This window comes from Paraburkholderia sp. Cy-641 (assembly GCF_011752945.1).
In the GTDB taxonomy this organism is placed as follows: domain Bacteria; phylum Pseudomonadota; class Gammaproteobacteria; order Burkholderiales; family Burkholderiaceae; genus Paraburkholderia.
This window is the reverse complement of the sequence record NZ_VWWM01000023.1, coordinates 60801-86932: the sequence shown is the minus strand read 5'-3', so window position 1 is coordinate 86932 and position 26132 is coordinate 60801. Positions and strand designations below refer to the sequence as shown.

Annotated in this window: 25 protein-coding genes and 1 pseudogene; 15 read left to right on the top strand and 11 right to left on the bottom strand. The window is 62.0% G+C overall.

Features of this window, described 5'->3' with window-relative positions; genetic code table 11:
• Positions 1 to 352 precede the first annotated feature (352 nt).
• The 5 genes from F3J20_RS15150 (at position 353) to F3J20_RS15130 (ending at position 2124) form a co-directional block, all read left to right on the top strand.
• Complete coding sequence (locus tag F3J20_RS15150) at positions 353 to 622, top strand: hypothetical protein (RefSeq protein WP_167042609.1); 270 nt, start codon at positions 353 to 355, stop codon at positions 620 to 622.
• 88 nt (positions 623 to 710) lie between these two features.
• Positions 711 to 992: a hypothetical protein gene (locus F3J20_RS15145; RefSeq protein WP_167042610.1), complete on the top strand. Its 282-nt coding sequence runs from the start codon at positions 711 to 713 to the stop codon at positions 990 to 992.
• 192 nt (positions 993 to 1184) lie between these two features.
• Positions 1185 to 1394 carry a hypothetical protein gene (locus tag F3J20_RS15140; protein WP_167283772.1) on the top strand — a complete coding sequence of 70 codons (210 nt, stop codon included), beginning with the start codon at positions 1185 to 1187 and terminating at the stop codon, positions 1392 to 1394.
• Between the two features lie 355 nt (positions 1395 to 1749).
• Positions 1750 to 1956 (top strand): hypothetical protein, encoded by a 207-nt coding sequence (locus F3J20_RS15135; RefSeq protein WP_167283771.1) that lies wholly within the window; start codon positions 1750 to 1752, stop codon positions 1954 to 1956.
• Positions 1957 to 1998: 42 nt separating this feature from the next.
• On the top strand, positions 1999 to 2124 hold the full coding sequence (locus F3J20_RS15130) for a DUF3309 family protein (protein WP_167283770.1): 126 nt from the start codon (positions 1999 to 2001) through the stop codon (positions 2122 to 2124).
• Here the strand turns inward: F3J20_RS15130 and F3J20_RS15125 are convergent.
• The 5 genes from F3J20_RS15125 to F3J20_RS15105 all read right to left on the bottom strand — a co-directional run bounded on the left by F3J20_RS15125 (position 2121) and on the right by F3J20_RS15105 (position 8460).
• Entirely contained in the window at positions 2121 to 3536 is a 1416-nt protein-coding gene (locus F3J20_RS15125) for a four-carbon acid sugar kinase family protein (protein ID WP_240162806.1), read from the bottom strand. The two genes, F3J20_RS15130 and F3J20_RS15125, sit on opposite strands and share 4 nt — an antisense overlap.
• Positions 3537 to 3559: 23 nt before the next feature.
• The gene (locus tag F3J20_RS15120; RefSeq protein WP_167283768.1) at positions 3560 to 4858 is read right to left on the bottom strand and encodes a ribulose-bisphosphate carboxylase large subunit family protein; all 1299 of its coding nucleotides are present in this window, start codon (positions 4856 to 4858) and stop codon (positions 3560 to 3562) included.
• Complete coding sequence (locus F3J20_RS15115) at positions 4855 to 5394, bottom strand: VOC family protein (protein WP_167283767.1); 540 nt, start codon at positions 5392 to 5394, stop codon at positions 4855 to 4857. Before F3J20_RS15115 ends, F3J20_RS15120 begins: the two co-directional genes overlap by 4 nt.
• 91 nt (positions 5395 to 5485) lie before the next feature.
• Complete coding sequence (locus F3J20_RS15110; protein ID WP_167283766.1) at positions 5486 to 7372, bottom strand: TRAP transporter large permease subunit; 1887 nt, start codon at positions 7370 to 7372, stop codon at positions 5486 to 5488.
• A 62-nt stretch (positions 7373 to 7434) separates the two neighbouring features.
• On the bottom strand, positions 7435 to 8460 hold the full coding sequence (locus F3J20_RS15105; RefSeq protein WP_167042625.1) for a TRAP transporter substrate-binding protein: 1026 nt from the start codon (positions 8458 to 8460) through the stop codon (positions 7435 to 7437).
• Positions 8461 to 8673: 213 nt separating this feature from the next.
• Here F3J20_RS15105 and F3J20_RS15100 point away from each other — a divergent pair, with 213 nt between their 5' ends.
• Together F3J20_RS15100 and F3J20_RS15095 are read left to right on the top strand one after the other, a co-directional pair.
• Positions 8674 to 9741: a LacI family DNA-binding transcriptional regulator gene (locus F3J20_RS15100; protein ID WP_167042627.1), complete on the top strand. Its 1068-nt coding sequence runs from the start codon at positions 8674 to 8676 to the stop codon at positions 9739 to 9741.
• Between the two features lie 373 nt (positions 9742 to 10114).
• Complete coding sequence (locus F3J20_RS15095) at positions 10115 to 10588, top strand: Lrp/AsnC family transcriptional regulator (protein WP_167042629.1); 474 nt, start codon at positions 10115 to 10117, stop codon at positions 10586 to 10588.
• 14 nt (positions 10589 to 10602) lie between these two features.
• Here the strand turns inward: F3J20_RS15095 and F3J20_RS15090 are convergent, their stop codons facing one another.
• Both F3J20_RS15090 and F3J20_RS15085 read right to left on the bottom strand, forming a co-directional pair.
• The gene (locus F3J20_RS15090; protein ID WP_167042631.1) at positions 10603 to 10950 is read right to left on the bottom strand and encodes a DUF4148 domain-containing protein; all 348 of its coding nucleotides are present in this window, start codon (positions 10948 to 10950) and stop codon (positions 10603 to 10605) included.
• Between the two features lie 386 nt (positions 10951 to 11336).
• Positions 11337 to 12383, bottom strand: a complete 1047-nt coding sequence (locus F3J20_RS15085) for an alpha/beta hydrolase (RefSeq protein ID WP_167283765.1) — start codon at positions 12381 to 12383, stop codon at positions 11337 to 11339.
• 322 nt (positions 12384 to 12705) lie between these two features.
• On the opposite strand from F3J20_RS15085, the gene F3J20_RS15080 reads away from it, so the two are divergent.
• The 3 genes from F3J20_RS15080 to F3J20_RS15070 all read left to right on the top strand — a co-directional run bounded on the left by F3J20_RS15080 (position 12706) and on the right by F3J20_RS15070 (position 15120).
• Positions 12706 to 13680 carry a LysR family transcriptional regulator gene (locus tag F3J20_RS15080; RefSeq protein WP_167283764.1) on the top strand — a complete coding sequence of 325 codons (975 nt, stop codon included), beginning with the start codon at positions 12706 to 12708 and terminating at the stop codon, positions 13678 to 13680.
• A 179-nt stretch (positions 13681 to 13859) separates the two neighbouring features.
• Positions 13860 to 14576 carry a cytochrome c biogenesis CcdA family protein gene (locus tag F3J20_RS15075; RefSeq protein ID WP_167283763.1) on the top strand — a complete coding sequence of 239 codons (717 nt, stop codon included), beginning with the start codon at positions 13860 to 13862 and terminating at the stop codon, positions 14574 to 14576.
• Between the two features lies 1 nt (position 14577).
• A complete protein-coding gene (locus tag F3J20_RS15070; RefSeq protein WP_167283762.1) occupies positions 14578 to 15120 on the top strand; it encodes a thioredoxin family protein in 543 nt (180 codons plus the stop codon).
• A 140-nt stretch (positions 15121 to 15260) separates the two neighbouring features.
• Here the strand turns inward: F3J20_RS15070 and F3J20_RS15065 are convergent, their stop codons facing one another.
• On the bottom strand, positions 15261 to 16127 hold the full coding sequence (locus tag F3J20_RS15065) for a MipA/OmpV family protein (RefSeq protein ID WP_167042641.1): 867 nt from the start codon (positions 16125 to 16127) through the stop codon (positions 15261 to 15263).
• Between the two features lie 708 nt (positions 16128 to 16835).
• Between F3J20_RS15065 and F3J20_RS15060 the strand changes: the two genes are divergently transcribed.
• A complete protein-coding gene (locus F3J20_RS15060; protein WP_345889887.1) occupies positions 16836 to 18086 on the top strand; it encodes an amidohydrolase family protein in 1251 nt (416 codons plus the stop codon).
• 147 nt (positions 18087 to 18233) lie between these two features.
• Here F3J20_RS15060 and F3J20_RS15055 read toward each other — a convergent pair.
• Positions 18234 to 18305: pseudogene (locus F3J20_RS15055) on the bottom strand (IS3 family transposase); the annotation flags it as partial.
• An 87-nt stretch (positions 18306 to 18392) separates the two neighbouring features.
• Positions 18393 to 21170 carry a LuxR C-terminal-related transcriptional regulator gene (locus F3J20_RS15050; protein WP_167283760.1) on the bottom strand — a complete coding sequence of 926 codons (2778 nt, stop codon included), beginning with the start codon at positions 21168 to 21170 and terminating at the stop codon, positions 18393 to 18395.
• 442 nt (positions 21171 to 21612) lie between these two features.
• Between F3J20_RS15050 and F3J20_RS15045 the strand changes: the two genes are divergently transcribed.
• The 4 genes from F3J20_RS15045 to F3J20_RS15030 all read left to right on the top strand — a co-directional run bounded on the left by F3J20_RS15045 (position 21613) and on the right by F3J20_RS15030 (position 24728).
• Complete coding sequence (locus F3J20_RS15045; RefSeq protein ID WP_167042645.1) at positions 21613 to 22140, top strand: GNAT family N-acetyltransferase; 528 nt, start codon at positions 21613 to 21615, stop codon at positions 22138 to 22140.
• A 142-nt stretch (positions 22141 to 22282) separates the two neighbouring features.
• The gene (locus F3J20_RS15040; RefSeq protein ID WP_167042647.1) at positions 22283 to 22732 is read left to right on the top strand and encodes a MarR family transcriptional regulator; all 450 of its coding nucleotides are present in this window, start codon (positions 22283 to 22285) and stop codon (positions 22730 to 22732) included.
• Positions 22733 to 22818: 86 nt separating this feature from the next.
• A complete protein-coding gene (locus F3J20_RS15035) occupies positions 22819 to 24087 on the top strand; it encodes a M20 family metallopeptidase (RefSeq protein WP_167283759.1) in 1269 nt (422 codons plus the stop codon).
• On the top strand, positions 24084 to 24728 hold the full coding sequence (locus F3J20_RS15030) for a trimeric intracellular cation channel family protein (protein WP_167042651.1): 645 nt from the start codon (positions 24084 to 24086) through the stop codon (positions 24726 to 24728). The genes F3J20_RS15035 and F3J20_RS15030 overlap by 4 nt, the downstream gene beginning before the upstream one ends.
• 20 nt (positions 24729 to 24748) lie before the next feature.
• Here the strand turns inward: F3J20_RS15030 and F3J20_RS15025 are convergent, their stop codons facing one another.
• Entirely contained in the window at positions 24749 to 26068 is a 1320-nt protein-coding gene (locus tag F3J20_RS15025; protein WP_167283758.1) for a VWA domain-containing protein, read from the bottom strand.
• Positions 26069 to 26132 lie beyond the last annotated feature (64 nt).

Sequence of the window (26132 nt, the reverse complement as noted above, 5' to 3'; positions counted from 1 at the left end):
TGTCGTAACCAGTTACATGTGCCGCTTCGATACTAGCTCCCGGTCCGCGCTTTCGCAAACCGGCAATGACCCTCGCGACGCCATGCACGCGCGTGACGCGAGTGTCGTATGCGAACCAACAGGATTGCACCGTCTGTCGGAGAGACACCACCGCTTGCCGCCCGATCAGCCGCGCGGACGCACGGCACGCCGGGACTGCTTCACGCCGGAACGCCCTGTTAATCGAGACTCCCGGCATTTCATCAGGATACTTGAGCAAATCTGGCACAGCCTGTGCATGAGTGATATCCGAGCAAACAGGTTGCTCAACACCACTCGCAACATTGCGATGACTTCTTTCTGGAGACTCACCATGAAAACGCTCATGATCAAGGATCTGTCCGTCACCGAACAACTCGACAGCCAGGCCATGCGTGCCGTGCGCGGCGGCTTCGGCCCGAGCCTGTACTACAACTTCAGCCCGATCGTCGCTCCGAACAACAGCAAGAACCTCACCGCCACGCAACTGATCAGCAACGAACTGAACCAGCAGAACGCCAACGGCAACAACGTTGCGTTCGCCGCCGGCATCACCTCGACGAACGATCCGTTCGTGACGTCGAACAACAACATCCACATGTAATGTGCGACGCGGCGAAGCACCCGCACACGCGGGCCGCTTCGCCGCACGCCATTCGTCTCCGCTTTTCGCGCACCCTTGGAGAAACATCATGTCATCCCTCATGATTCGCGATCTGCCCGGCACCCGCGAACTCGACCGCCTGGCCATGTCCGCGCTTGCCGGCGGCACCGGCAGCAGCGTGCCCGGCTTGCCGTTGGGCAGCCTCGCCGGCATTGCCAACGTCAACGTCACGGTGAACCAGAGCCTCTTCCAGCAGCAAAACGTGAACGTCGCGGCACTCAACAACATCGGCGTGATCGGCGCGGGCTTCGTGCCGCTGAAGCTCAACGTCGACCCCACGCTGTGGGGCGCCAACTACGCCGCCGTGTAAGCGCATGCAGCAGCGCGGGAACGGGGGTTCCGGCACTGCCGCTGTATTGACATGCCCCAGGCCGCACACGGATTTCCTATACTCGAAGTGCGTCGAGACCTCAGTACATCGAACGACAGGCCAAACATTCCGCCAACGCGGCGGCCGGACCCTCAGCGGACCGAGCCGCCCTATTGCTTTTCTGGAGCCGTCATGACCAAGCTCGTCATCAAGGACCTGACCGAAAACGTCGAACTCGACCGTGAGGCAATGGCCGCGATCGTCGGCGGGGCGCGCATCGGGGCGCGCTCGAATCTCGCCGCGCCGCTCGTGCCGGCCGCAACGCGTGTCGTCGACTATCCGCCGGGCTTTCCCGCTGCGCATCTGCCTATCGGCAATGCCGCCCTGAAGCCGAAGCGGTAACGCCGCCGGAACCGCCCACCGCTTTTCATCGCCACGGCACGCGCGCTTCGCGCGTGCCGTTTCCATTTCAATCCCACTTTCCGCCATGCGTCGTGTCACTGTCCGCTTTTCGCGAAGCGGTGCCATGAACCCACCACGCGCGCGCAATACGTGGGCTTCGCGCGAACACTTCGCCTCGCATGCGTCGGCCTGATCCGCACGATTCGACGAGGCGGGCGCGCGCATCCCCGTCTGGATGCGCATGGCGGCGAGTGACCGCTTTTCCGCATCACGTCCCGGCACGTTGGCATATGCCTTGCAAAAATCCAGACGGGCGCCGCATTGTGCTCGCCTCTCGATCTCAAGGAGTAATGCCATGAAAACCACTGTCATCATCAAGGACCTGCCGCATCGCGCAAGCGACGCATCCGCCGAAAAAGCCCTCACCGTCGAACAGATGAAAATCCTGCGCGGTGGCCGCTCGGTGGTCGTCACCGTGGACGGTACTTCGACGGGTCACGTCGACGATTGGGACATCAATACCGCCATCTTCGAAGGCCGTATCACCGGAACCTATCTATAGGACGCGCGAAGTGTCCGCAATTGGAAAGAGCGCACCCGCCTGATGTTCTTTTGTGTGAGACGGGCGCCGCTCCGGCCGCATAGCCGCTCGTGGGGCAACGGCCCTACCGGCGGTGTCGGCCGCGTACCGATCGTGGCGATCGTGCGACCGATTGCCGATGTGCGCTAGCCCGCATAACCGTCGATCAACTGCTCGAACAGATCCGCGTCGCCCATCTGGCCGCCTTTGAGCATGATCTCCATGCCGTCGAGTTCGGCGCGATCGGAATGCAGACGGCACACGGTCACACCCGCCGAAAGCGGCGCGAGATAGGACAGGCCCCACGCATCCAGCGCACGCACCGCAAAGCTCGATGTATCGCCGCCCGCGATGCCGATGCGCCGTAATCGCACCGCGCCGAGTACCTGTTGCAATAGCGTCGCGCACGCATGCGCGAGTTGGGACGGTGGGGTGGCTTCGTTTTCGTTGTCGGCATTCGCCGTATTTTCGCCACTCGTCGCCTGAGCGACTCGCGTCGCGTGCGATACCTTTCGTGTCGTAAACGCCAGCACGTTGCGCCCGTCGCGCAAGGGTCCGGCAATGGCCGCGACACGATCCGCCAGATAGGCCGCTGCCGTATCGCCCGTCATCTTGTGTGGGTCGAGCTCTACTCGCAAATAGGAATGCGCGGCGCCGATCTGCACTTCCGTCAAGGGCGAGAGGCTGCCGGCCAGCACGAACACGGGGCCGCGTGCGCGAGCCAATGGCGTGGTGGCCCCGTTCTCTACATCGGAATTGCCGCGCACTCCACACGCGGATGCATAGGCCTGTGCAACGCTGCTCGCCCCGACCGCGAGCAATGGCGCCGACCGCGCCGCGCAATGCGCGATGACCTTGCCGATGGCATGCAAATGCGTATCGTCGAGTACATCGAACAGCAACGCGTCGGGCCGTACCTCGGGCTTCGTATCGAGTTCGCGGCGTACCTCGGCCTGCAATGCCGCTTCGCCTGCCGCATAGCACCGCCAGTCGATCGACCGCACCCGCTCGATACCCTGACGCTGCAGATGCACACGCAGGTCCGCTTCGTTCATCGGCGTGACCGGGTGGCGGCTCATCGTCGGATGACGGTCGATCCGATAGATCGAGGGCTGTTCGTCGTCCGCGCCCGCCGCGGCGAACAGTTGACCGAACACGCAATAGCGCCGCAGATTCGGCTGCCCGCCGACGATCGCAATGAGTTCATTCGCACAGTACTCGCGCAGCGTGCGAATCGCCACGCCGATGCTGCCGGTATGTGGCGCGCTATCGAAGGTCGAGCACACCTTGTAGTGAATCACGCGCGCACCGAGCGCGGCGAATGCGGCGCCGACACGCGCAAGCTCCTGCTGTTGCGCGGGCGGCGCCATCGTGCGCGCCGCGCCCGCGACGCCGATTGCGTCGAGTTGACCCAGCATCGACAGACGCGCCGCATCGGGCGGCGTGAAAAACAGCATCGCGCGCAAGCCCGCGCGTGCGAGATGCGCGAGCGTATCGGTCGCGCCGGTGAAGTCGTCGCCGTAGAACGCGTAGTCCGTGCCTAAATCGCGCGAACTGTTCATCTCTTCTGCGCCTGGCATCGCCCTCAACCCCGGCCGCCGAAGAACGTCAGCGCGCGCTGCAATTCCGGCATGTTCTGCGCGTAATTCGCGAGCGGCGTGCCGGCTTGCACCGCCGCCCACGCCTGGCGCACGCTCTGAACGCCCGCAGCCGGACCGTCCGGATGCGCGAGAATGCCGCCGCCGCACATAAAGAGCAGATCGGTCGAATGCACGGCGTCGTATGTCGCTTGCGCGGTACCCGCCCATTGCCCCGACGAAAACGCGGGCAGCACGCTGTCGTCGCAGCCGGGCGCGAGCGGCAGCGCGCAGTCGCGCGCCGACTCGATCACCTCGGCGTCGCTCTGCGCGAATTTGCCGGCCAGCCCATGCACGTGCATATGATCGACACCGGCGAGACGCCAGAGCGTCTGATACGCCTGAAACGATATGCCGAGCGCCGGGTCGCGCGACATCATCCCGTAGCCGTTGCGATGCGCATGCAGCACGAGCGGCGTGGCACGGCGCAACGTCTGGATCGCCGAGAAGCCGCACCAGTTGATGCTCGCCATCACGCAGCTACCGCCCTCGCGCTCGACGAGTTCCGCATGACGGCGCATGGCGTCGAGATCGTCGGTAATGTTGAAGGCGACCATCACGGGCCTGCCGCTGCGTTCGCGATAGGCGCGCACCTCGGCCATGACGGCGCGCACGCGTTCGGCAAGCGGCGCATGCGCAGGGTTCGCACAAACTTCGTCATCCTTGATGAAATCGACGCCCGCCTCGCACAACTGGCGCACGAGTGCGGCCGTTTCGTCCGCGCTGAGGCCGACGTTCGGCTTGATGATCGTGCCGATCATCGGCCGGCCGCTGACTTGCGTCAGCGCACGCGTGCCGGCCACGCCATGACGCGGCAACTCGAAACGCGCACGATACGCGGCCGGCAAACGCAGCGACAGCAGCCGCATGCCAGTCACTTCGCCGAGGTCGTACAGATTGCCGGCGACGGTCGCGGCCAGCGTCGGCAGATTCGCCTCGATGTTGGCCAGCGGAAATGACAGCGTGATGCGCGCGCGCCGCCACGGCCCCGGCGTGCGCTGCCGCGTGAGCCATGCGCTCAGCAGACTCGGTTGCGCGGCGGCTTCGAGCTCTTCGATATGCAGCACGTTGGCGCGGCTGCGCGCGCGCAGTGCATCGGATTCGTTCGCGACCCGCACGAAGGTGCCGCTCGATTGCTCGCCGGCCATCACGTCCGCGACGCGCGCGGGATCGAGCGGCGTTTCGATCAGATAGTCGGCTTCGAGCGTATCGCTATCGAGCGGCCGCTGTGCCTGAATAACGTTCATAGCGTGCTCAGATCGGGAAACGGACGCACCGGCTCGCGGCCGTCCCAGTCGCGCGAGGCCGCGTAGATCATGTCGAACAGCTTGCCCTTCGGCCCCGCGACTTCCGATAGTTCAACCACCGTGCCCGGATGATTCTCGGTATCGAAGTAGACGAAGCGGCCGTTGCGCCCCACCTCGCCGCTCATCGCAACCGTGAAGCCCTGCTCCTGCAAACGCGCGAGATCGGCGTCGAACGACGTGGTCCAGTACGCGTTGTGCTGCAAACCCGTATGGCCCGCGGCGAGAAAGTCGCGATACATCGAGGGCGCGTCGTTGCGCGTCTGGATCAATTCGACCTGCAACGGTCCCGAGTTCGCGAGCGCAACCGAGTTGTGCACTTCATAGCGCTGCCCGCGATACGTGTAGTTTTCGATCGGCACGCGTTCGTTGTAAAACCACGGGCCCACGCCGAGCACGCGGCTCCAGTAGTCCATCGCGGCCTCGATATCGCGCACCACGTAGCCTGCCTGCCGGATTTCGCCAAAGAAACGACTCATGAAACTCTCCCGTTGCTGCGGGTTTTGAAGGACGAGCGACACCCCGGCGCCGCGCAACGCAGCGCCCGAATGTCAGTGAAGTAAGAACTGTCTAGAGGAATCCGATCGATAACCACGGAATCGCCGCGACGAGCAGCAAACCGAAGATCAACGCGCTCATATAACCGATGATCGGCCGAATGCCCGCATCGGGATTGACCTTGCTGATCGCGCACGCCGAGTAGTAACCCACGCCGAACGGCGGCGAGAACAGGCCGACACCCATCGAGAGAATCACGACAATCGCGTAATGCACTTCATGCACCCCGGCGAGCCGCGCGATCGGAAACAGCAGCGGCCCGAACAATACGATCGCGGGAATCCCTTCGAGCACGCTGCCGAGCATCACGAACACGACGATCGAGATCGCGAGAAAACCGTACGAGCCGCCCGGCATCGAACCCATCAGTTGCGCAAGGTCCTGCGAGAAGCCCGATTGCGTGAGCGCCCAGGCCATCGCGGTCGCGCAGCCGATGATGAACAGAATCGCGCCCGACAGCGTGGCCGCGTCGACAAGCATGCGGCCGAGCCGACGCCACTCGAAGCGCCGATAAATCAGCAGCCCGGCCAGCATCGAATAGACGATGCCGATCGTCGAGACCTCGGTGGCCGTTGCAATGCCTTCGACCACGGCCAGGCGAATCACGAACGGCAAGGCAAGCGCGGGGAACGACACGACGAACATCCGCCCGATCTGCTTGCGCGTGTAACGCTGCGCACCGCTCAGGTCTTCCTTGCGATAACGCCACCACACGACGACGCACAGAATCAGCGCCAATACCGCGGCCGGCAACATGCCGGCCGTGAACAGCGCGGAAATCGACAGCCCCGTTACCGAGCCGATCGTAATCAGCACGATGCTCGGCGGAATCGTTTCGCTTTGCGCGCCGGTCGTCGCGAGCAAGGCCACGAGGTCGCCTTCGGAGGCACCGCGCTTTTTCATCTCCGGAAACAGCACCGGTGCGATGGCCGCCATGTCCGCGACTTTCGAACCCGAAATGCCCGACACCAGGTACATTGCGCCGATCAGCACGAACGACAGACCGCCGCGCACGTGACCGACGAGGCTCGCGAGAAATTCGATCATCGCACGCGCCATGCCGGTCATTTCGATCAGCAGGCCGAGAAAGACGAACAGCGGCACGGCGAGCAGCACGAGATGCGACATGCCCTCGTCCATGCGGCCGACCATCACTTCGAGAGGCGTATAGGTCGAGAGGCCGAGATAACCGAATGTCGCAAGTGCGAATGAAAAGCCGATCGGCACGCCCGAGAAAATGCCGACCGCCACCACGCCGACGAAAAAGATCACGAGGTTGGCTTTGCCGAGCGTCTGAAACCAGTCTCCCGCGAACACCGCCACCGCGCCGAGCAAGGCGGCAATCGCCAGCACGATCAGCACGTCGAGCACGCGGCTCACCTGCGCGAGGCGGATCACGCCGACCAGCAGCATCAACACCGCGCCGATCGGCAAGGCCAGCGCGCGCCACGCATTGCTGATCTGCAAGGCGGGCGTGACGATTGCCGCTTCCCCCGACGCGTAATCGTAAGCCGGCGCAATCAATAGCGCGAGCAAGGCGATCGACGCGACGATCGCGAGCGTATCGACGAACGCGCGCGCTCGCGGCGACAAACGGCTGACGAGCGCCGTCATGCGCATATGTTCGCCGCGCCGCAACGCGAGCACGGCACCGAGCATCGCGAGCCACAGAAACAGAATGCCGGCCAGTTCATCGGACCACACGAGCGGCTCATGCAATACGTAACGCGACACGACACCCGCCAGCATCACGACGATTTCGATCGCGAGCAAGGTCGCCGCGCACACTTCGACGAGCGCGATCAAACCGCGATCGAAACTGCGCAGCCAGCGCCGCGGCAGGCTCGCCGCGTGCAACGGCGCAGCCGCTTCCGCCGGATTCAATGCGTGATTCGACATCGTGCTGTCTCCTTGCGGCCGCGCGCCGCGCGTCGTCCGATGCTCGCCGGAACCCGGCGCGCTCACGCGAGCTTACCGACCGATTGCTCGAGCAGATCCCACACGTCGTTGCCGAAGCGGCCTTTCCATTGGCTATAGAAGCCGGCCTGACGCAGCGCGGCACGGAACGTGTCGGGCGACGGACGATTGATCGCGAGACCCTTGCTTTGCAGATCGGCGACGGCCGCATCGTTCAGCTTGCGGACGTCCTCGCGCTGCTTGATCGCCGCCTGGTTGAAGGCGTCGCTCGCAATCGTCTGCAGGTCTTTCGGCAAGCGCTGCCACGCGCGCTGGTTCAGCACGAACCAGTAGCCGTCCCATTGGTGATTGGTCAGCGAGCAGTACTTCTGTACTTCGTAGAGCTTGGCAACCAGCACGATCGGCAGAGGATTTTCCTGCGCGTCGACAATGCGCGTTTGCAACGACGAATACACTTCGCTGAATTGCAGACTGGTCGGCGCCGCGCCGAGCCCCTTGAACAGATCGATACTGAGCGGACTCACCGGCACGCGAATCTTCAGTCCGCGCATGTTCTGCGCGTTGACGATCGGCGCGGTGCTCGTCGTGGTCTGACGAAAGCCGTTGTCCCACATCTTCTCGAACGATTCGAGCCCGGCTTTCTGCATCGCCCCGCGCACATAGGCGCCGAGCTTGCCGTCCATCGCGCGCCATACCTGGTCGTAATCGGCAAACGCAAAGCCGACCGCATTGATCGCGACCGACGGCGCAAGCGTCGATACCACGAGCGCCGACGGCGTGAACATTTCGATGCCGCCGCTGCGCACCTGCGCGAGCATGTCGGTATCGCCGCCCAACTGGTTATTCGGGAAGATCCGGATCTCCATGCGCCCTTTGGACGCCTCGCGGACCTGATTCGCCGCTTCCTGAGCGCGCACGTTCAGCGGATGCGTGAGCGGCAGGTTATTGCCGTACTTGAACACGAACTCCGGGCCGGATGCCGCACGTACGATCGCCGGGAATCCCAGCGTACTGGCCACCGGCACGGCGGCTGCGGCACGCAGCAGGCTGCGTCTCGCGAGGTTGGTCATGAGCGTCTCCTATCCCATGCATGGGGTTTGCTGCTTATAATTGATGTGACTGTCGAATCCATCAAAATTCATCATCACCCGCTGCAACGCGCTGATTTCCGGTCAAGCGCGTTGCGATGTCGTGCGATAGCTGCAAGACTAGGCGCTCGCGGCAACCGCTGTCAAACCGCGAGCTTGATGTTTTTTGATGGACCTCATCTGTTGAGGACTGCCATGTCAGAACCGGGTCATCTCACCGGAACCGCGCCGCTCAACGCGCGCGCACGCATTCCCGACATTGCGCGCGCGGCCGGCGTATCGACCGCCACGGTCGATCGCGTGCTCAACGGCCGCGAAGGCGTGCGCGCCGTCACCGCGCAGCGCGTACTGCAAGCGGCCGCGCAGCTCGGCTATCTGCTTACGCCGGATGCGCCCACCGTCGCGACGGCAAGGCCGATGCGCATCGCGTTTCTGTTGCCCGCGGGCACCAATCGCTATCTGCACATGCTCGGCGACTACATCGAATTCGCCCATGAACAGTGGAGCGCATTGGACATGAAGTGCCGCGCGCACTACGTCGAGAGTTTCAATCCGAACGAACTCGCGGACCGTCTGCTGTATTACGGGCAACGTGCCGATGGTGTCGTGTTCATGGCGCTCGAACATCCGGTCGTGCGCGACGCGGTCAATACGCTCGCGGACCAGGGCGTACCGGCGATTACGCTGATTTCGGATCTGTCGAATTCGCGGCGGCTCGCGTATGTCGGCATCGACAACCGTTCGGCGGGACGCACCGCGGCGTTGCTGTTAGGCCGTTTCATGGGCCCGCGGCCGAGCGGCAAGATTGCGATGCTGGCGGGCAGCCTCAACTATCGCGGGCATGAGGAACGCGAAATCGGCTTTCTGCATCTGATCGAATCGACCTTTCCGCAAGTGCGCGTCATAGGACTGCGCGAAGGTCACGACGATAGCGAGCGCAACTATAGGCAAACGCGCAAGCTGCTCGAAGAGCATCCCGATCTCGCGGGCATCTATAACAGCGGCGGCGGTTCGGATGGCGTCGCGCGCGCGATCGTCGAAGCGCGTTCGGAACAGAAGATCCTGTTCATTGGACATGGCCTGACGCCCGATACGCGCGCATTGCTGATCGAAGGCACGATGGATGCGCTGATTACGCAAACGCCGCAAGCCATGGTCGGCAACTGTCTGCGAATTTTCCGCAACGTGCACGAGAAACGCGATGCACTGAGCGACGTGAAGCCGGTGCAGTTCAGTATCGTGTTGCGCGAGAACCTGCCTTGATGGCGGGCGATTCGCGGTATGCAGGGGCAGAGGCCAGGGTGGGGGCAATGCAAATGCAAGCCTTGCGATAGTCGCTTGCGATGACATGCGTCCATGCCCGGCGGGCGCGCCTTCCGGCACGGGTAGCGCCGGAATTCGCCCGCGTGCCGCCTTCCTGTGAAGACGGCGAGACACCGGAGCGCGGCTTGTGGCCGCAACAGACCGCTGAGCGCGAGACCCGCGGCCCGGACGGTTGTCCCGGGCATGAATGCATGGAGAAAATATACCGGGAGCCCCGCTGGATAGGCTTCTTAAAGACATCGCGTTGCGGTGCTGCTTCGGGACGATCTACATCTATAATGAATTTTTAAGGAATATTCTTCCATTCACGCCGATGACGACCCGAAACCGCCCGCTCGACCAGCTCGATCGCAAGATCATGCGCGCGTTGCAGAAGAACGCTCGCCTCAGCAACGCGGAACTCGCCGAGCTGGTCGGCATGTCGACCACGGCCTGCTGGAATCGCACGCGCCAGCTCGAAAGCGAAGGCTATATACGCGGCTATGTCGCGTTGCTCGATCAGCAGAAACTCGGTTTCGCCGACATCGTGCTGCTCGAAGTCACGCTCGACCGCCACGACGACGACGCGCTCGCGCGCTTCGGCGCCGAACTCGCGACACTCAGCGAAGTACTCGAAGCGTATCTCGTGTCCGGCGACTACGACTATCTCGTCAAGGTCGCCGTGGACGGCACCGCGGGCTACGAGCGCTTCCTGCGCGAAAAGCTCTACAAGATCGCAGGCATTCGCCATAGCCGCTCGATGTTCGCGCTGCGCTGCATGAAGAGCATTCCGTCGATTGCGATCTGAGCACACGCCGTACTTCAATGCGCGTAGATCGGACCAAGGCCGATGATGTCGGGCTGGTCCGGCGCCGCGCGATTCATCGGCGCATACGCCTGTGAACCCGCGGCCGAACTGCCCGAGTTGCTCTGCGCCACGCCGCCATATGCATTGGCCGCTGCGTTGTTGCCGGCATTGATGCGTGCCTCGGCCGCCTCGATGTTGCGCGGGTATTGCGCGTTGTCGCTCGCGGGGTTGTAGCCGGCCTTCTGCAACTGGACCAGTTCCGCGCGCACTTCGGCACGCGTGACTTCATGTTGCGATTGCGCGAACGAAGCGACAGGAACGGCAACGAGAGCGGCGACGATCAGCGATTGAACGAATTTCATGAGTTCTCTCCAGATATCTGAATACACGGGATTCAAGGGTTGAGCGGAACACCGGACCACCGAAGCCGATATGCCTTCATGTCCCGCCTGATTCACGCAACGTTGCGAATCAACCTTGCGTGAAGACATTTGAGCGCGCCAACGTATCTGGAATGTTTTCGTTTCTCCCCTTTATGCAAGCGTATTTGTCTACGTACGAGGCTGATACATTGCGATACAAAAAGCGGCTCTGCGTGTTCCCTGCTTTGTCCACTAATCTTGTTCGCACATCTCGCTCTCACATCTCGTTCGCGACTCGCGCCCATAAAAAAACCCCGAAGCCGGTGTTGAACTCCTGGGGTTCGGATCTGAAACCGCAATAGTCAGCCGGCACTCGCCGGCCCGCATTACGTCATACGCGTCACATCGACAATAGCCTGCGCAAATGCCTTGGGCGCTTCCTGCGGCAGGTTATGGCCGATACCGCCGCTCAGATTGCGGTGCTCGTATTTGCCGGTAAACTTCTTCGCGTACGCAGCCGGTTCCGGATGCGCCGCGCCGTTGGCATCGCCTTCGAGCGTGATGGTCGGCACGGCAATGGCCGATGCCGTCGCGAGACGCTTTTCGAGTTCGTCGTATTGCGGCTCGCCCTGCGCGAGACCGAGACGCCAGCGGTAGTTGTGAATCACCACAGCAACGTGGTCCGGGTTATTGAACGATGCGGCGGTACGCTCGAACGTCGCATCGTCGAAGTTCCATTTCGGAGAGGCCGTGTGCCAGATCAGCCTGTTGAAGTCGTGACGGTTCGCCTCATACCCGGCGCGGCCGCGCTCCGTGGCGAAATAGAACTGATACCACCAGGCCAGTTCGGCTTGCGGCGGCAACGGCGCGCGGTTCGCTTGCTGGCTGCCGATCAGATAACCGCTCACCGAGACCATCGCCTTGCAGCGTTGTGGCCACAGCGCCGCGATGATGTTCGCCGTGCGTGCGCCCCAATCGAAACCGCCGAGCACGGCCTTGTCGATCTTCAGCGCGTCCATCAGATTGACGATGTCGACGGCAACCACGGACTGCTGACCGTTGCGCGGCGTGTCGGCGGAAAGGAAACGCGTCGGGCCATAGCCACGCAGATAAGGAACGATCACGCGATAACCCGCGGCCGCGAGCAGCGGCGTCACCTCGGCGAAGCTGTAGATGTCGTAAGGCCAGCCATGCAGCAGAATCACCACCGGCCCGTTTTGCGGACCCGCTTCCGCATAGCTGATATTGAGCGTGCCGGCATCGATCGAGCGAATCTTCTCGAACGAAGTAACGCGCGGCCCCGCTTTCGCGATGCCGGTCGCGTCGGTCGACTGCGCATGCGCGATTCCGCTCAGTCCCAGTTCGAGCAGGCTGATACCCGCCACGGCCGTTCCGAGAAAACGACGGCGCCGACTATTGATCTGATCCGACATGCTGATTCTCCTTGAATGACTCATCCGGCCCGTGCGCCCATCTCTCGTGCAGCGGCAAAAATCGACGGCATGACGATGCCACCGCACGCAATCGCAACGCGAACGGAACGAACATGAATGGGTAAAAGCGGTAAGGGTGGTAAAGGCGGTAAAGCGCAACCGCGCGAATCTGAAACGCAGTGCTTTGCCGGCAGGACCGGTGAATTGCCGCTGTCGCAAGGCTTAGATACATAATGGCAGCCCCAACCACTGACAGCAAGAGCAACTAAGTTCACATATCGTTGCCCAATGAGCAACGCATTAACCGCGGTCGAGTGAGCCCATGCGAGAGATCAACCAGCAACGCCTTCGGTACTTCAACGAAGTCCTGACCCACGGCACGATTCGCGGCGCAGCCGAGAACCTCAATACGTCGCCGTCGGTGATTACGCGGCAGATCAAGCTGCTCGAAGACGAACTCGGCACCGTGCTGTTCGAGCGTCAGCCGCGTGGCGTCAAGCCGACCGAAGCCGCCATGCACCTGCTCGAATTCTGGCACGGCTACCGCTCGCAGCAGGAGAAGCTCGAAGATCAGCTGCATGCGCTAAAAGGTCTTCAGCGAGGGCATATCCGGCTCGCGGTCAGCGAAGGCTTCGTCGATACGCTCGTCGACAACGTGCTTGCGCCGTTCTGTGCGCAATATCCGGAACTGGAAATCGCCATGGACATGCTCGCGGTCGATGCAATCCAGGAAGAAATCGCGGAAAGCCGCGTACATATCGGGCTCGCCTACAATCCGCCGCCGCATCCGCGCATCGAGTCCCGCGCCAGTTGTTCGCAACCCGTCGTGCTGTTGTTGAGAAGCGATCATCCGCTCGCTAAAAGGAAACGCCCCGCCACGCTCGACGATCTGCGCGCCTACCCTCTTGCGCTGATGCCCTCGACATTCGGCATTGGTCATGTCGTCAAGATGACCGAATTGGCGGAGAACGTTTCGATCCGCGCGACGCTAACAACCAATTCGCTGAGCGGACTCAAGCGATTCGTGACGATGGAGAACTTCATGACGCTGATCGGCGAATTCGCCGCGTACCGCGAAATCGCGAGCGGCGAATTGACCACCGTGCCGGTTGTGCATCCGCTCTTCTCGGGCGCACAGGCGCGAGTACTGGTCAAAGCCGGCCGGCCGCTCGCCCTGGCTCCGCTCGAATTGCTGCGCTGGATTCAGGAGCGCATGCCGATGTTCTCGCCGCCTGAAACGAAGAAACGGGCGGCGAGACCATCGGCAAATACGGCACGAAAGCGCAAAACTCGCTGATCGCACGTTCGCACAGCGCGTAAAGGCGCATCCACGCTGCGTCCGCCCGCCGTTTTGTGTCGCAATGTATCTACCCGGTACGCAGACACAAAACATTGCACACGCCTCATTCCCGCGACATAAACCAGATACGCGCAGGCGTTCCAATACGGCCATACCCGCCCACCGGAACGCCCACCATGCACAGCACGCTCGAAACGCCGCTCGCCCTGCTCGCGGGCCTGCTCACGATCGCATCGCCCTGCGTCCTGCCGGTCATGCCGATTCTGCTCGGCACGTCGGTCGAACAGCCGAGCCGTACACGACCGCTCTTTATCGTCGCCGGCTTTATTCTGACTTTCGCGTCGTTCGCCTTGCTGCTAGGCGCGGTGTCCAGCACCATCCACGTCGCGCAGCAGGTGCTGCGCAACACGGGTATCGCCTTGCTCGCACTGTCCGGCCTCATGCGCGTCTGGCCCCGGCCCTACGACTGGCTCGTCGCGCGAGTGCAGGGGCCGCTCGAACGCATCGGCGCGGCCATTGCACCGGGCAGTCAGCCCGGCAGCGGCAACGCCGGCGGCTTTGTGCTCGGCATGTCGCTCGGCGCGGTATGGACACCCTGCGCGGGCCCCGTGCTCGCGTCGATCCTCGTGCTCGTGGTCAAGGCACAGGACCTCGGCTGGTCGGCGCTGCTGCTCACGCTGTATGCGATCGGCGCCGCGATTCCGATGCTCGCGATCATCTACGGCGGACATTACGTGACCCGGCATGTACGCGCCGTATCGCGCCATGCGCATCGTCTGCAACAGGTATTCGGCGTACTGGTGATGCTGACGGCACTCGCCATCTATCTGCAATACGACGTGCTGCTGTACGCCCGGCTCGCCGCGCTTTTCCCCTCACTCAAAGGACTTTGACATGAACGCCCGACTCAGGACATTCGCTCTTGCCGCCGCTTTCAGTGCATTCGCCGCGACGGCCGCCACCAGTACTGCCGCCATCGCCGCGCCATTGGAAAACGATCCGCCCGCGCCGGAGTTCACCGGCATCACGCAATGGCTCAATAGCGAACCGCTGAAACTGCAGCAATTGCGCGGCAAGGTGGTACTGGTCGATTTCTGGACCTATAGCTGCATCAATTGCGCGAACACACTGCCGTATGTGAAAAGCTGGAACCAGAAATACAAGGATCAGGGACTCACGGTCATTGGCGTGCATACGCCCGAGTATCCGTTCGAGCGCGACACCGGTAACGTGAAGACCGCGATCAAGCGGCTCGGCATCAGCTACCCGGTCGCGCAGGACAATCAGTATGCGACGTGGAATGCCTATAACAATCAGTACTGGCCCGCGTTCTATCTGATCGACAAGAAAGGGCAGATCGTCTATTCGCACTTCGGAGAAGGCGACTATGCGCAGACCGAGGCAAAGATTCAGGCGCTGCTTGCGCAGAAGAGTTGATGCGACATTGCCGGAGAAATAGCGCTAAACAAAGTGGGCTTTATCGCTCGCTGAACGAAAGAAGCCCACCGGTGCCTGAACAATCGGACACAGGTGGGCTTACCGTTCGACGATGATTGCGCGACTATTCGATGAACCGGCTAGAACAGATAATTGGCGAACAGGCCGTACGTTATCTGACTTGTCTTCTCGGTGATCGGGCTGTCGCCCGCATCGCCGCGCAGCCATGCGAACGAAACGCTCGCGCCGACATTCCAGCGTGCCGCGATCCGATACGCGCCGTTTATCGAAAAGCGCAACTGGTTCAGACCGGAACCGGCCGAGAACTCCGGCAGTCCCGAGCGCGCGCTCTGCTCCGACGTCACGCCGAAATAGGTCTGGTTGTACTTGCTGCTCGCCCAGGTCAAACCGGGCCCCGCGGTGAGCGTCAGTTGCGGAATCGGCTGATAGCGGCCGAGCACGTCGAAGGTCGCGACCGTGCCGCGATCGTTGCCGGCGATATCGGTCAATACGCTCGCGCGCGCCGAAATGAACTGATAGGTATAGACGCCGAACAGTTCGGCATGCGCGGTACGCTTGACGTCGCCGAGACCGCGCAGCCGCGCGTCGTCGGACTCGCTGCGCGGCTGGATGAAATCGTAAGTCAGGGCCGCGCCGATGCGCCAGTTACTGTCGCGATACAGATAGCCGCCGAGCGACAGCAGCGAAGCCGCATCCGGATTGGCGCCAATAAAGAAGCGGTCGTAATTCGCGCTGACCGTCGGCACCACTTCCCATTTCGTGCCGCTCGCGCCGGGGAATTTCGGCATGTTCACCACCCCGGCTCCAACGGAAAAATGCCACGGGCTTGCGCCGGCTCCGGATGCCTGGGTGATTTCCGGGGCGCCGACCGAATACAGACTTTCCGACAGGCCCAGCGTATCGTCCGCCATCGCGGCAACGGCGAACAGCGACAACGCGGAGCCGGCCAGCACCTTGGTCATGCGTGGCGTGGACACATCAATCATCTCGGTTTCTCCGTGGAAAATGAACAGGACGATGCAATGGCACCGGTCCTGACGTCGATTGCGTAATACCGATGCTGTGCTGCAACTTAATTCCGCGGAAATGTCTTTTGTCGTTATTGAAAAGCGAGGATGCGCATACCGGTTCGCGATAGCGCGGTCAATGCCACTGCGTGTTCTTCCGGAATCCTCACCGTGCCGGCGAGTGGTATGAGCATAGCCGCTTTTTTTCGGGCGTCGCAAGTCAATTTTTTTAAATCATCCAGTTCAATGAGTTAATCTCGCAATGTCGTCACATTAATTCACAATTCAATTCTCATTTCATTGCCTCTTTGCGAATGAATTCTGAACAGTGATCTCCATCGTCATTGACCGGTTCAACATTTGCCATCTGGCGCCGCAGGCGATACTCTTCTTCTCGATTGACGTTCTTCCCCGCGAGTTATCGTTATGCGGCGGCTTTCTATGCACGATGATTTACGTTATGGGTGAGCTATGCCTTCAGGAAAGTACATCGGCAATAAAGCAGTCAGTCCTTCTCTTTCATGTCTTTGTGACAAGTCACAAGCGCAATATGCGAACCGCCGCATCAGTGCCGATCTGTCGCGCCGCGGCTTCGTTACCGGTCTTGCGGCTTCGATGCTGGGCCTGGTGCTGCCCGGACTCAGCCACGCTCAAAGTGTCCTGCCGCCCAGTGCACCCGCCAGGCCGGTGCTATTCACGAACTTCCGCCTGTTCGATGGCAAATCGTCGACGTTGCGCGATAGCCTGTATATGGTCGTCGAAGGCAATGCCATCAGTCAGTTGGGTCAGGGCCAGCCCGCCTCGACCGAGGGCAGGATCGTCGTCGATTGCGGGGGCAAGGTCATGATGCCCGGGTTGATCGACATGCACTGGCATTCGCTGCTCGCGTCGCTGCCGATCCAGGTCGTGCTGCAATCCGACATTGCGTTCGTGCATCTCGCGGCCAGTGCCGAAGCGGAGCGCACGCTATTGCGCGGCTTCACGACGATACGCGACGCGGGCGGCCCCTCGTTCGCGTTGAAGCAGGCGATCGACAGCGGCATGATTTCCGGGCCGCGCATCTATCCGTCCGGCGCGATGATCACGACGACCGGCGGCCACGGCGACTTCCGTCCGCTCAGCGATCTGCCGCGCAGCGGCGCGCGGGTCAGCCAGTCGGAACTCGACGGCGGCAGCGCGATTGCCGATACCGAAAACGAAGTCCGCGTGCGCGTGCGCGAGCAGTTCATTCAGGGCGCCACCCAGGTCAAGCTGGTCGGATGCGGTGGCGTATCGACCCCGCGCAGCCCGATCGACATGCTCACGTTCACGGAAAAGCAGTTGCGCGCGGCCGTCGATACGGCCGCGGACTGGGGCACGTATGTCCTCGTGCACGCGTACACGAACGAATCGATCCAGCGCTCCGTCGCGGCGGGTGTGCGCTGCATCGAGCACGGTCATCTGATGGACGACAAAACCGCCGCGCTGATGGCAAAAAACGGTACATGGCTCAGCACGCAACCGTTCGTCAGCCAGGACGATGTCGCGCCGCTCTCCGGGCCGGGCATCGAAAAATTCCAGGAAGTCTCCGCGGGCACGGACAACATGTACAAGCTCGCGCGCAAGCACGGCATCAAGGTCGCATTCGGCACCGACCTGATCTTCTCGCAGACGCTCGCCGCGCGGCAAGGCACGATGCTCACGCATATGAAGCGCTGGTACAGCGCGGCCGAAGCACTGGAAATGGCCACGAGTACCAACGCGGAACTGCTCGCGCTATCCGGCCATCGCAATCCGTATCCGCGAAAACTCGGCGTGCTCGAACAAGGTGCCTATGCCGATCTGCTGCTCGTAGACGGCAATCCACTCGAGAATCTCGGCCTTATCGCGAACCCCGAGCAGAACCTGCGTATCGTGATGAAAGACGGCAAGTTCTACAAGAACACGCTCAAGGCATAACGAAGCATCAAACCGGGTACATGCCGTAAAACTCGCGGCACGTACCCGGTCTGAATCTGCGAAATCATTTCATGTGCCCGTGTAATACGGGCGCGCAATCTTGAACTGACCCTGCGAAGTTGGACAATTTGGTCGGTTAGGCCGTGAGGGCTGGGTTCTGTACATCACAGGACTCAGCCCTTTCAATTTCAGCTCGATGCGCTTGTGGTTGTAGTAGTGGGTACGGTTTGATGCCGGCCGTCAGTGCATCGATGTTCTCGAATCTGACTTGCGCCAACTCCGTCTCTCGTGGAAGGCATTCAATGACTACATAGCGTCGCTACCCTCTCTCGCGCCGAATCCGAACACGCTCTGCACGGCTTCAATTCGCGAAGTGACATCGAGTTTTTCGAAAATGTTCTTCATGTGCCACTTGACCGTTTCCGGTGCGAGCTTTAACGATCGGCCCACCTCCTTATTCGATTGGCCATGGGCCACGCAACGGAGTACTTCGAACTCCCGCGCACTCAGAACCTCAGACGACATCTTCAGGTTCCTGACCGGCCTGGGAGACGTAGACGACGGCGCGTCGACGTTATCGAAAGCATGGATCAATTTGTCGACATAGGTGGCGTCCACCGTGGAGTCGCCCCCAGCGTTCCACCGAAACCGTTGCAGCAATGCGCGGACTCCTTGCCCTTCGTCTATGAAGCTATTTACCATGCCAACAGCCTCTCCGAGACGTAGCGCACGATCCAGCGCGCCGAGCGCGCTTCCGGACGCTCCGCCTTGCTCGTATACGAGCGAGAGCAACAGGGAAGCAATCGCTTCATGATAACGCCATCCCCTGGCCGCTAAAGCATCGAGCAGGCGTACGAGAAAAGCGACTGCCTTTTCAGCATCATTTTCGGCAATCAGAACCCGAGCCTGCAGGAAGCAGTAGTGTGTCCAGGTTTCAGTCGCGGCTCCCGCCTGCTCGTCAAGCACCACCGGCATACTCGCGCGTAGTTTGTTAGCGATCTGCCTCGCGCGGGTCACGTCACCGCTATGAAGGAGCAACCTGACCGTCTCCGCGTCGCACGCCATCTTGAGACGCAGCCATTGTCGGGTTATGGCAACCTGCCGGCCATCTTCAAGAACAGCCAGCGCCGACCCCACTTGCCCGTTGCGTTGCAGCAGGCGTGCCTCCGTCAGCACATGCCGGAGCAGCGTGCCGAGTGGAGAAACCTCCAGGGCAATCGTCGTGCGGTTCGCAATCAACTTCCGTGCGCGAGGAAGTTGATTGTATTCGTAGACAATCGACACCAGGCAACCCGCCGCGATCACGGCACAGGACGATGCGTAGCCGAAAGCGTTTTCGGCACGCACGAGCGTTTCTTCGAGAACTCTCCCCGCTTCGGCCAGTTCGCCATGCATCTGCGCGGCAAGGCCGTACATCGTGTTTCGAAACAGATCCGTGTAGATCGACCCCCGTCCCTGTTCCGGTCGATCTTGAGCGCCTCCCCATATCCGACGTATCTGGTCGAATTCGCCTCGATGCAATAGACCAAAGAATTGCGCGAATTGCGCGCAGCTATTGACCCAGGGAGCCGCAATCGCCGATGAGGTCGCGACGGCGTGCCCGAATTCGAATGCATGTTCGCTCTGGTCGCTGGCAGAGGCGATTATCCCGCTGATGGCATTCACCTCCGCCAGCGCGACTTCGTCGATGCTGCAGGCACTCTCGCGGCGCATCCGATAAATCTCATCGGTAACGACACGAATTTCCTTGATGGCGTGCGTCGTTTGAAGCGAGAAAGCGAGCGCCCACGCTTTGGCAAGACGCAAGCGCCGCGTGAGAACGACATCCGGTGGCAGCTTCGCGACCCACTCCAGCAACGTGCGTGACTCGCCGCGTTCGAGCATCTCCATTGCACCGTTCTCGACCAGCTGGGCGGCCTGCTCGAATTCTCCCGCTGCCAATGCATGTCTGACCGCCTCCGACCACAGCCGCTTTTCCGCGAACCACCGAAACGCCCGCTGATGCAATACCGGAACCTGTTGCGGCATATGAGCGAGAAGACGACGCCGCAGCGCATCGGACAGCAGTGCGTGCAGGCGATACCATTCACGCCGTTCATCGAGCGGCCGGATAAAGACGTTATGCTGCTCGAGCCATTCGAGCTTTTCACCGCTGCCGCCCTCGACGGCCATGACGGCATCGCACACGGCGGGCGAAAGCCGTTCGAGAATCGACGTGCTCAGCAGGAATTCCAGCATAGCGGGTGGCAGCTGGGTCAGCACCGCATCGTCCAGGTAACGGTCGATTCCGGAGCGGGTAACGGTGAACCGGCCGACTACCTGAGCGGGATCGCTGGTTTGACGCAGCGCAAGGGCGGCCAGTTGCAAGCCCGCCACCCACCCCTCCGTCACGCCATTCAGCAACTCGACATTGGCACGGTCGAGCGATAAAGCACAGGTCTCCTCGAAAAATTTCTCCGCGTCGTCGATCGAAAAACGGAGGTCATTGGCACTGATCCGCGTGAGCTTCTCCGGTGCCCGAAGCTGACCGAGCTTCATGCCGGGTTCGCCGCGCGCACCAAGCAAAACGTGCATATTTTCGGGCGCATAGCGGAGCAGACGCGACACGACGGCAATGACAGGCGCCGACGTGAGGCGGTCAACGTCATCCAGCACGAGGAAAACACGTCGGCCGAATGCCGCGATTCCATTCAGGAGCACGGAAATGATCGTTTTGATGGAGGTTCGCGCATCGCTATTCAAAAGTTGCTGGGCCGGCCTGCCGATGTCTTTCGACACCCGGCAAAACGCCGCGACCAGATACGCGCCGAACTGCTGCTCCTGATTGTCCTCGTCATCGAGACTGAGCCAAGCAACCGGATACTCCTGCCGCGAAAGTACTTCACTGCATCCCGCGAGTAACGTCGTTTTGCCGAAACCCGCCGGCGCGGTCACCACGGTTATGCCATGAGTCTGCTGTTCGCTCAGCCGATCGAGCAGCGCGTGCCGGCGAACGCATCCAAAAGGAAGAAGCGGCGGCACCATTTTGGTCTGAATCAACGACGCGCTCCATGTTCTGTCGGCAAAGTCTGAAGGCGTTTCCATGAGCACCCTCCGTCTCCTGGGATCAACCGCGGGTCGTTCAGTTTTCTCAGCAGGTGTTCTATCAGCGCTTAATTCGGCCGATGAATGCACCGCCGCCGTGGCCGGCATGGCAGAGGATGGCCGATAAGGCCGTTGTCAATCCGGCCGGCAGTGCCGCCCGAAAAGGTAGCGCACACCGAATGAATTGCCTCGTCAATCCATTCGGCGGGTTGTCAGTCGTTCTTGTGTTCGACTGTGCCCGGCAGTCTCTTGATATATGCCGGTAATCTGCCCTAATTCAGTGCATCTGAACAGGTGTGCGAGACGTTCATGCAATGCGTAGCGTTCATGCTCCCTCGATTTAGCCATGACCCGCATCAGCATATACTCACATAATAGTGAAAATAAACTATAACAAAAAATATACAACTGTAATAACGGTAATACTGGACAGGAGAACCGGATGATTGGCAATGTGACCGTGCGGCGCGTCGGCGCCGACGAGGTTTCGGCCTGCCTGGAAGCGCTGGCCGATGTGCTGATCGACTGCGTGGAAGGTGGAGCCTCGGTCAGCTTCATGCTGCCGATCTCGCGGGAAACCGCGCTGACGTTCTGGCGCGGCGTCGCCGAGGGCGTCGGGCGCGGCGAGCGTGCGCTGCTGATCGCGGAAGACGGCCATGGAGAAATCGTCGGCACCGTGCAGTTGATTACCGCGCAGCCGGAAAATCAGCCACATCGCGCCGACGTTGCAAAGATGCTCGTGCATCGAAAAGCACGCCGGCGCGGAATCGCGCAGCATCTGATGGACGAAATAGATCGCACCGCGCGCAAAGAAAAGAAGTCGGTTCTCGTGCTCGATACCGTCACCGGCGGCGACGCCGAGCGGCTTTATCAACGCGCCGGCTGGCAGCGCGTGGGCAACGTGCCGAATTACGCGCTGATGCCCGACGGCGCATTCTGCAGCACGACCTTCTATTGCAAGCAGCTTTGAGCCGAAGCAAACACTGGGCCATTCACTGGCTCGCCCACTACGCCGAAACTCCGCCACAAACATGTAATTGAAAATTTCAACTACATGCCTATAATGGCCGTCGTGTCCGCAACGGGCACGACGGTCGACACGCGGAGCAATCTTGTACTCGGACTTTCTGACTTTCAGGCTCGATCTGACCAGCGCCTTGCTGACCAACCGCGCGAACGTGGTCTATCGCGAGCGCTGGAACCTCGACGTGCGCGCCTTGCGCGTGCTGCGCCTCGTCTGCGCCGAGCCCGACATCACGCCCACCGCGGTATCGCAACGCGCGCTGATCGAAAAGACACTGCTCTCCAAAGTACTCACCGAGCTTGAAACGCGCGGCTTCATCACGCGCAACGCGCATTCGTCGGACCGCCGCAGCATCGCGCTGCGCGCCACGCCCGACGGGCTGAAAGTCGCGAAAGCGTCGGAAGCATTGGGCCTCGCGATGGAAGCACAGCTCGCCACGGTGCTGAGCGACAGCGAGCGCAAGCTGCTCGAACAGCTGCTCAGCAAGCTATCGAACAGCCTGCTGGCACGCGAGTCCGTGAGCACGCCGCCGCATTGATCTTCCCGGCGACTTTGCCCGCCGTTTTTTTGCGGCCTCTTCTTTTCAGCCTTTCTTACTGCTCATCCGGCAACCAGGAGTCTTCCATGTCGAAGCTGATCGAAACGACGTCGAGTGCCATCGACGCGCTTCTGCACGAACTCGAAGCCATCTACAAAGACCTGCACCAGCATCCCGAACTGTCGATGCAGGAAGTGCGCACCGCGGGCATCGTCGCCGATTACGTCGAAAAGCTCGGCTACGAGGTGACGCGCCATGTCGGCATCACGGGCGTCGTCGCGCTGCTGCGCAATGGCGACGGTCCCACGGTCATGCTGCGCGCCGACATGGACGCGCTGCCGATGGCCGAGGCCACCGGCCTGCCCTATGCGAGCACGGTGAAGGCGAAAGACGAAGACGGCATCGAAGTCGGCGTCGCCCATGCGTGCGGCCACGACATGCACGTCACGTGGCTGCTCGGCGCCGCGCGTCTGATGGCCGAGCATCGCGACGCATGGCGCGGCACGCTGATGGCCGTATTCCAGCCCGGCGAGGAAATCGGGCGCGGCGCGCGCAGCATGCTCGACGACGGCATGACCACGCGCTTTCCGAAGCCCGACGTGATTCTTGGCCAGCACGTGATGTTCGGTCCTGCCGGCACGGTCGGCTATCGCAGCGGCACGATCCTCTCGGCCGCCGACAGCCTCAAGGTCAAACTGTTCGGGCGCGGTTCGCACGGCTCGCAGCCGCAAACCTCGATCGACCCGGTCATCATGGCGGCCTCCACCACGCTGCGTCTGCAAACCATCGTGTCGCGCGAAATCGCGCCGAGCGACAGCGCCGTGCTGACGGTCGGCTCGATACAGGCCGGCACGAAAGAGAACATCATCCCCGACGACGCGACGCTCAAGCTCAACGTGCGCAGCTATGACGAAGACGTGCGCGAGTACATGCTCGGCGCGATCCGCCGCATCTGCTGCGCCGAATGCGTGGCGTCGAACGCGCCGCGCGAACCCGAATTCACCACGCTGTCGAGCTATCCGCTCACGGTCAACGACGCCGCCGCTACCGAGCGTCTGCGCAACGCCTTCGAAGCGCGTTTCGGCAAGCATGCGTACGAGGCGCAACCGGCCGCCGCCAGCGAAGACTTCAGCCTGTTCGGCCGCGAATGGGGCGTGCCGTACTCGTTCTGGTTCGTCGGCAGCACCGATCCCGAGACCTTCCGCAAAGCGCGCGAGGCGAAGAAGCTCAACGAAATCCCGAGCAACCATTCGCCGAAGTTCGCCCCGCTGCTTCACCCGACGCTGCGCACCGGTATCGAAACGATGCTGTGCGCAGCCGGCGCCTGGTTCGATCAGCGAGAACAAGCACTGTGAATTCGCACGCGGTCTATACCCTTCTCGATCTGGTCGGTACGTTCGTATTCGCGATCAGCGGCGCGGTGGCCGCGCGGCAACGGCGGCTCGACCTGTTCGGCATCGTCGTGATCGCGTTCATGGTCGCGTGCGGCGGCGGCATCGTGCGCGATCTCTGCATCGGTGCGATTCCGCCCGCGGGCCTGTCGAACTGGCATTACCTGGCAACCGCGCTGGCCGCCTCGGCAGTCACGATTCTCGCGTATCCGCAAGTGCGCAGACTGCGCCAACCGGTGCTGTTCTTCGATGCGATCGGGCTCGGCCTCTTCGCGGTGTCGGGCGCGCAGAAGTCGCTCGTGCATAGCCACAACGCCGAACTCGCGATTCTGCTCGGCATCGTCAGCGCGGTCGGCGGCGGCGTGATGCGCGACGTGGTGCTCTCGCGCGTACCCGCGATTCTCGAGCGAGATATCTACGCATCGGCCGCGCTGCTCGGCGCATCGGTGCAGGTGGGCTTTTCGTATGCGGGCTGGACCGACTGGTGGACACCCTGGTTCGCGACGCTCGCCTGCGTGCTGGTTCGGCTCGCGTCGCTGCGTTACGGCTGGCGCCTGCCGATCTTTCAGGGAAAGAGCGCGGCCGAAACGCACGACCACCGGTAATGCGCGCCGAAGCGTTGCAACTAGCTCGCCGCCAGCGGAATCAGCCGCGGCTTGGTCAGGCTATAGGCGATCTGCGAAAACAGCGCATTCAGGCTATTCGTGCCGCCCGCCGCGTTCGCACAGGTGTCCGAATAGAAATAAGACGGCCCCGAGGCGATCGACGCCATCGTATTGCACGCAGTGAGCTTATCGGCGCCGTCGCCGCAACTCGGCGCCGAATTGGACTCGCCGCCGAGATACGCGACGGTATAGATCAACGTGCCCGTATTGTTCTTCACGGCGGAAGCCGCATTGATCGCGGCCTGGCACTCGCTGCCGTAGGTGCTGCTATAGGTCGTGCCCAACTGGGTCGTCGTCGACGAAGCGATGCCGTCGCTCAGCAGAATAATCACGTTCTGGCCGGGCGGATGCTGCGTTGACGCGGTGGCGGCCAGCGAAGTTTGCGCCGCCGTAATCGCCTGCGCGTAAAACGTGCCCAGACCGCCCGGCGCCGGCAGGCCGCTGCAACTGCCGCCGCCGAGCGCCTGCACGATGCCCGAACTCGTGCTGACCTGGCCGTTGCTGCCGAGATAACCCGAGCTCGGCGACGAATACTGGTAGCTCGCGCTCGAAGCCGAATAGCTGCTCGCAATGGTCGGCGACTTGCCCGAGCACGAGAAGTTGTACGTCGACGAAGTTTGCGGCGGAAACGCCATCAAGCCGACGTTGTCACCGGCGTTCGTGAGACCCGTCAACAGTTGCAACGCGCCGGCCTGCGCGCATTGCAGCCGTGTTTGCGCGGCTCCCTTCGCGTTCTTGCAGTTGCTGTCCGTCGTGGTGGCCATCGAGCGCGTGGTGTCGAGAACGATCATTACGTTGTAGAGCGCGGGCTCCGCGCCGCCGCCCGCGCCCGCCTTCGAGGTTGCCGAGATCGTCTGCTGGCTTTTGCCGAAGACTCGTGCGAAATAGAGCGGCACGATGGCCTGCTGCGTGACCTGGATGCCGTTGTAGCCGGAAGCGGCCTGCTTGTAGGGCAGCGCGACGCTCGACAACGTGAGGCCCGTGATCGTCGCGGCCGCCGGAATCACGCCGCCGGGCAGCGTGTTGTTGTTGCCGGCCGCGAACGCCTGGGCGTTGCTCGACGCGGTGGCCCACGACTGTGTCCACAAATCCACCGCGCCCGCGAGCGCCGCGGCATCGGTTGCGCTCTGCAGGCGTCTCTGGCTATAGGCCAGATAGCCGAGATCGACGCCGAGCGCGGCGAAGCCCAACAGCATCACCATCGAAATCGCCACGAGGATGGAGACGGCGCCGCGCTGGCGACGAAGCGCGCCGCGCGGGCCAGTTGTCGTTCTTCTCATGATTTCCCCCCAAACGGTTGAACCGCTTTCTTGCTGCTCACGCTCTTTTGCATGCCGTCTGTTT

What these genes read in the sequence shown, in the direction of transcription:
- F3J20_RS15080 (WP_167283764.1), top strand. Translation starts at nt 12,706, where the DNA reads ATGCGAGAGATCAACCAGCAACGCCTTCGGTACTTCAACGAAGTCCTG.
- F3J20_RS15125 (WP_240162806.1), bottom strand. Translation starts at nt 3,536, where the DNA reads ATGAACAGTTCGCGCGATTTAGGCACGGACTACGCGTTCTACGGCGAC.
- F3J20_RS15105 (WP_167042625.1), bottom strand. Translation starts at nt 8,460, where the DNA reads ATGACCAACCTCGCGAGACGCAGCCTGCTGCGTGCCGCAGCCGCCGTG.
- F3J20_RS15100 (WP_167042627.1), top strand. Translation starts at nt 8,674, where the DNA reads ATGTCAGAACCGGGTCATCTCACCGGAACCGCGCCGCTCAACGCGCGC.
- F3J20_RS15110 (WP_167283766.1), bottom strand. Translation starts at nt 7,372, where the DNA reads ATGTCGAATCACGCATTGAATCCGGCGGAAGCGGCTGCGCCGTTGCAC.
- F3J20_RS15050 (WP_167283760.1), bottom strand. Translation starts at nt 21,170, where the DNA reads ATGGAAACGCCTTCAGACTTTGCCGACAGAACATGGAGCGCGTCGTTG.
- F3J20_RS15135 (WP_167283771.1), top strand. Translation starts at nt 1,750, where the DNA reads ATGAAAACCACTGTCATCATCAAGGACCTGCCGCATCGCGCAAGCGAC.
- F3J20_RS15090 (WP_167042631.1), bottom strand. Translation starts at nt 10,950, where the DNA reads ATGAAATTCGTTCAATCGCTGATCGTCGCCGCTCTCGTTGCCGTTCCT.
- F3J20_RS15145 (WP_167042610.1), top strand. Translation starts at nt 711, where the DNA reads ATGTCATCCCTCATGATTCGCGATCTGCCCGGCACCCGCGAACTCGAC.
- F3J20_RS15070 (WP_167283762.1), top strand. Translation starts at nt 14,578, where the DNA reads ATGAACGCCCGACTCAGGACATTCGCTCTTGCCGCCGCTTTCAGTGCA.
- F3J20_RS15065 (WP_167042641.1), bottom strand. Translation starts at nt 16,127, where the DNA reads ATGATTGATGTGTCCACGCCACGCATGACCAAGGTGCTGGCCGGCTCC.
- F3J20_RS15095 (WP_167042629.1), top strand. Translation starts at nt 10,115, where the DNA reads ATGACGACCCGAAACCGCCCGCTCGACCAGCTCGATCGCAAGATCATG.
- F3J20_RS15150 (WP_167042609.1), top strand. Translation starts at nt 353, where the DNA reads ATGAAAACGCTCATGATCAAGGATCTGTCCGTCACCGAACAACTCGAC.
- F3J20_RS15075 (WP_167283763.1), top strand. Translation starts at nt 13,860, where the DNA reads ATGCACAGCACGCTCGAAACGCCGCTCGCCCTGCTCGCGGGCCTGCTC.
- F3J20_RS15115 (WP_167283767.1), bottom strand. Translation starts at nt 5,394, where the DNA reads ATGAGTCGTTTCTTTGGCGAAATCCGGCAGGCAGGCTACGTGGTGCGC.
- F3J20_RS15140 (WP_167283772.1), top strand. Translation starts at nt 1,185, where the DNA reads ATGACCAAGCTCGTCATCAAGGACCTGACCGAAAACGTCGAACTCGAC.
- F3J20_RS15035 (WP_167283759.1), top strand. Translation starts at nt 22,819, where the DNA reads ATGTCGAAGCTGATCGAAACGACGTCGAGTGCCATCGACGCGCTTCTG.
- F3J20_RS15120 (WP_167283768.1), bottom strand. Translation starts at nt 4,858, where the DNA reads ATGAACGTTATTCAGGCACAGCGGCCGCTCGATAGCGATACGCTCGAA.
- F3J20_RS15130 (WP_167283770.1), top strand. Translation starts at nt 1,999, where the DNA reads ATGTTCTTTTGTGTGAGACGGGCGCCGCTCCGGCCGCATAGCCGCTCG.
- F3J20_RS15085 (WP_167283765.1), bottom strand. Translation starts at nt 12,383, where the DNA reads ATGTCGGATCAGATCAATAGTCGGCGCCGTCGTTTTCTCGGAACGGCC.
- F3J20_RS15025 (WP_167283758.1), bottom strand. Translation starts at nt 26,068, where the DNA reads ATGAGAAGAACGACAACTGGCCCGCGCGGCGCGCTTCGTCGCCAGCGC.
- F3J20_RS15045 (WP_167042645.1), top strand. Translation starts at nt 21,613, where the DNA reads ATGATTGGCAATGTGACCGTGCGGCGCGTCGGCGCCGACGAGGTTTCG.